The 3,583-nt window shown below is 34.4% G+C and carries 5 protein-coding genes and 1 pseudogene; 4 read left to right on the top strand and 2 right to left on the bottom strand.

Annotated features, from left to right (window positions below; genetic code table 11):
- Positions 1 to 261 precede the first annotated feature (261 nt).
- Entirely contained in the window at positions 262 to 1,206 is a 945-nt protein-coding gene (rsmH, locus tag OZD61_RS00550) for a 16S rRNA (cytosine(1402)-N(4))-methyltransferase RsmH (protein WP_274979453.1), read from the top strand.
- Positions 1,203 to 1,514, top strand: a complete 312-nt coding sequence (ftsL, locus tag OZD61_RS00545) for a cell division protein FtsL (protein WP_274979452.1) — start codon at positions 1,203 to 1,205, stop codon at positions 1,512 to 1,514. Before rsmH ends, ftsL begins: the two co-directional genes overlap by 4 nt.
- Positions 1,515 to 1,807: 293 nt before the next feature.
- On the opposite strand, the gene OZD61_RS00540 is transcribed toward ftsL, so the two are convergent.
- The gene (locus OZD61_RS00540) at positions 1,808 to 2,107 is read right to left on the bottom strand and encodes an NADH dehydrogenase ubiquinone Fe-S protein 4 (protein ID WP_274979451.1); all 300 of its coding nucleotides are present in this window, start codon (positions 2,105 to 2,107) and stop codon (positions 1,808 to 1,810) included.
- Positions 2,108 to 2,252: 145 nt separating this feature from the next.
- Between OZD61_RS00540 and OZD61_RS00535 the strand changes: the two genes are divergently transcribed.
- Positions 2,253 to 2,864 (top strand): 50S ribosomal protein L25/general stress protein Ctc, encoded by a 612-nt coding sequence (locus OZD61_RS00535; protein ID WP_010962412.1) that lies wholly within the window; start codon positions 2,253 to 2,255, stop codon positions 2,862 to 2,864.
- Positions 2,864 to 3,412: an aminoacyl-tRNA hydrolase gene (gene pth / locus OZD61_RS00530; protein ID WP_274979450.1), complete on the top strand. Its 549-nt coding sequence runs from the start codon at positions 2,864 to 2,866 to the stop codon at positions 3,410 to 3,412. The genes OZD61_RS00535 and pth overlap by 1 nt, the downstream gene beginning before the upstream one ends.
- A 2-nt stretch (positions 3,413 to 3,414) precedes the next feature.
- On the opposite strand, the pseudogene OZD61_RS00525 reads toward pth, so the two are convergent.
- Positions 3,415 to 3,522: pseudogene (locus tag OZD61_RS00525) on the bottom strand (IS481 family transposase); the annotation flags it as partial.
- Positions 3,523 to 3,583: the final 61 nt, after the last annotated feature.

The following is a 3,583-nucleotide window of genomic DNA, read 5'->3' as shown; positions in this document are numbered from 1 at the left end:
GCATAGATATACCTCTTTCTTAACTACGCTTATTTTACCTCATATTTTCGAGATCCTTAACAGGTTCTTATATATAAAAAAAAATGTGAACGTTATGTGAATATTATATTAACAATATTAAACCTTAATTTTAATATTATTGCTCATATATTCCGATAAGATACCATATTTTGGCAAGAAAATCTATGTACATAAATAAAATTGATGTGAAGAGTAGAGTAGAGTAGGATATCTACACCAACTGTACTTAAATTTTTTGATATGACACACACTCCAGTTTTGCTAAAAGAGATGCTATCACTACTATCACCGCAGGATGGTGGTATATATGTGGACGCCACATTTGGAGCTGGAGGGTATAGCAAAGCAGTATTGGAGTCAGCTGATTGCAAAGTATATGCAATTGATAGAGATGAAACGGTAACTAAGTTTTATGATGATTTAAGCATTAGATATCCAGATAGAATAAAACTATTCATTGAGAAGTTTAGTAATATTAAAAGTATACTAAGCAGCGTTGAGCCATCTCCTGTCATCCCAGTACTTGATACTGGAAAAAATAACTGGTCACACGCTGGAATGACATCAAACGGAGTGGATGGAGTGGTCTTTGACATCGGAGTTTCATCTATGCAGCTTGATAACGGAGATAGAGGGTTCTCATTTTTACATGATGGTCCACTCGATATGAGTATGGATAACTCTTCTTATATAAACGCTTCAACGTTTGTTAACGCTTTACGCGAAGAAGAAATCGCAAATACTATATATAACTACGGAGGCGAACGTCATTCTCGCAAAATTGCAAGAGCAATAATAAATGCACGGAAGAAGAAAACTATTAAAACTACATTTGAGCTTGCGGATATTGTACGTTCCGTGGTATTTCGTGGAAAAAGCAAAATTGATCCTGCAACCAGAACATTTCAGGCAATCAGAATATGGGTAAACGATGAGCTGGGAGAACTTGAAAAGGGTATTAAAGCTGCATCTGAGATTTTAAGTGAGAATGGCAAATTAATTGTTGTCACCTTTCATTCCTTAGAAGATCGTATAGTCAAAACTTTTTTTAAAGATTTATGTGCTACTGATTGCAAGACATTCTCTCTGCTAAGTAAAAAAGTGATCGAAGCAAGTATAGAAGAAGTAAGTGCAAATCCGCGTTCACGCTCAGCAAAACTAAGAGCTATACAGAGGTTGTCGTGAGAACTTTCTGCATCATCTCAATAGTTATGTTTTTTCTTAGCATTGTAGGACTATTTAAGGTAAAATTACATGTTCAGTCGTTAAATAGAGAGCTAATAAAAATGAAAAGTGAAATTAATTTAGTACAAAGTGATATAAAAGTTTTACAAGCAGAGTGGAGCTATTTGAATAATCCAAAAAGACTTGCAAGCCTTGTAAAGAAATACCTGAAAAATAACTCTTTAATACTGGCTAGCCAGGTTAAAAATCTTGACTCTTTAAATGGCCGCAGTGTGCTAGCACAACTTAAAATCCATGATCAACAGTGAGATTAAGTCTTATTTTTTACAGATGAGCACATCACAGTAAAACTTACTTTGTATCCGTTCAGGATAGCGACAAGACCATAGAGTAAAAGTGAGTTTACAACAAATGGTGTCATCCCAGTGCTTGACACTGGGATCCAGTCTTTCCATAATCATCAAAAACATTGTATTTTAACGTAAAACAGCTATTTTTATGCTTACCAACTTAATAAAATTCCTGGATCCCAGTGTCTGGGCACTGGGACGACAAAGGAGAGCAGTGTCAGCTACTTGCATAACACCATTTGTTGTGCAACTTACTTTAGTATGAAATTGCTTGCGTAAGATTTTGGCAGCCTCTTAACATTTTTTGGCATTTCAATTATGTATTTAACGTTGCGTTTTTTTGCGTAGAATACTGCTTTTTCAAGAGAATCAAACTTTAATACAATCTGTTTTTTTGGATCTTTTGAGCCAACCCACCCCATTAAAGGTTCAATGTAGTAAGAGCCAGATTCAATTTTCAGGTGCCAGAAATTTGTATTACCTAAACCAGATTGTGTTGCATTTCTTGTTGGTCTATAAATCCTAAAAACTACTTTATCGTCAATGCCCATAGTTCTTGTTAAATAAGCTTAAATATATATCTAAATAAATCCTTTCACAAACAATTAGTATGAAAGAATGAAGTTTGAAATAAATATTTTTATGTTATATTATTATTAAATTATATTAAAAGGATTAGCTGAATAGGAGTAACCGATGACGCAACAGGAAATAGTAACAATTAATGCAGAGTTACGTGATATAACAAAAACAAAAGCGATGCATTCTCTAAGGAAGAAAGGAAACATCCCTGGAATCATATATGGAAAGGGCCATGATAATGTAAATTTGACATTGTCTGCAAAGGAATTCACAAAGCAATATAAGTCAGGCTCTCTTTCCGCACATTTGATAGAGCTGAATATTTCGGGCAAAAAGGAATATGCTCTTGTTCGCGATATCCAACTGCATGTAGTAAAGGATACTGTGCAACATGTTGATTTTCAGTTTGTTGATAAAGGCAGTGAAATTAAAATAGACATACCTCTATCATTTGTGAATGAAAGTAAAGCTCCAGGAATCAAATTAGGTGGAGTGCTTAATGTTTTGTGTCGTTCTATTGCTGTTAAATGCTCTCCTGATAAAATACCTCAGGTTATTGAAGTTGATTTATCCGGTAAAATGATTGGCCAGTCTATACATATTAATGATGTAAAATTACCAGAAGGTGTTAAGTTTGTAGCTCATGAAGAAGAAAATTTTACCATTGTTACAATTTCTGCTGCCGATAGTGACGTTGAAGAACCTCAAGCAGAAACAGAGGAATAGTGCACCTGATAGTTGGGCTTGGTAATCCTGGCAGTCAATATGAGCTAACTCATCATAATATCGGCTTCGTCACCGTTGATGCAATCTGCAAATATTGGGGTTTTCAGTTGTTCTCTAAAAAAGCCGATTATCTGACAACCTCTGGCGTGATTAATGATAATAAAATCATGTTAATAAAGCCTTATTCATTTATGAATAATTCAGGCATCCCTGTTGCAAAAATACGAAACTTTTACAAATTATCGCTAGATAATATCGTTGTCATACATGATGACGCTGATTTGGAACTTGGAAGAATAAAAGTAAAGAAAGGTGGTAGTTCTGCTGGACATAATGGACTTAAATCCATAGATAGTTTTATTGGCAACGATTATTGGCGCTTGAGATTTGGAGTGGGTAGACCTGAAGATCAAAGAAGCTTAGCAGATTATGTGTTATCAAAATTTTCAAATTTTGATAATGTTACTCCCTTAGTGGAAAAAATAGCAAAAAATATACACTTAATGCTGCAAGGAGATAATACAGCTTTTATCAATTTGATTGTATAATATTACGAAACACAGGGAGTGCATGGTCCCAGAGTGCGATGGTGTGGATTTAGTATGAACAATTCAGGAGATTTTGTCCACTGTAAAGATATAAACTCAAAAGGTGTAAGAACCTGTTAAGGATCTCGAAAATATGAGGTAAAATAAGCATAGTTAAGAAAGAGGTATATC

The organism is Wolbachia endosymbiont of Drosophila bocki (assembly GCF_028982005.1).
Taxonomy (GTDB): Bacteria; Pseudomonadota; Alphaproteobacteria; order Rickettsiales; family Anaplasmataceae; genus Wolbachia; species Wolbachia pipientis.
The sequence above is the reverse complement of the archived record's forward strand: the minus strand, read 5'-3'. Positions and strand labels throughout refer to the sequence as shown.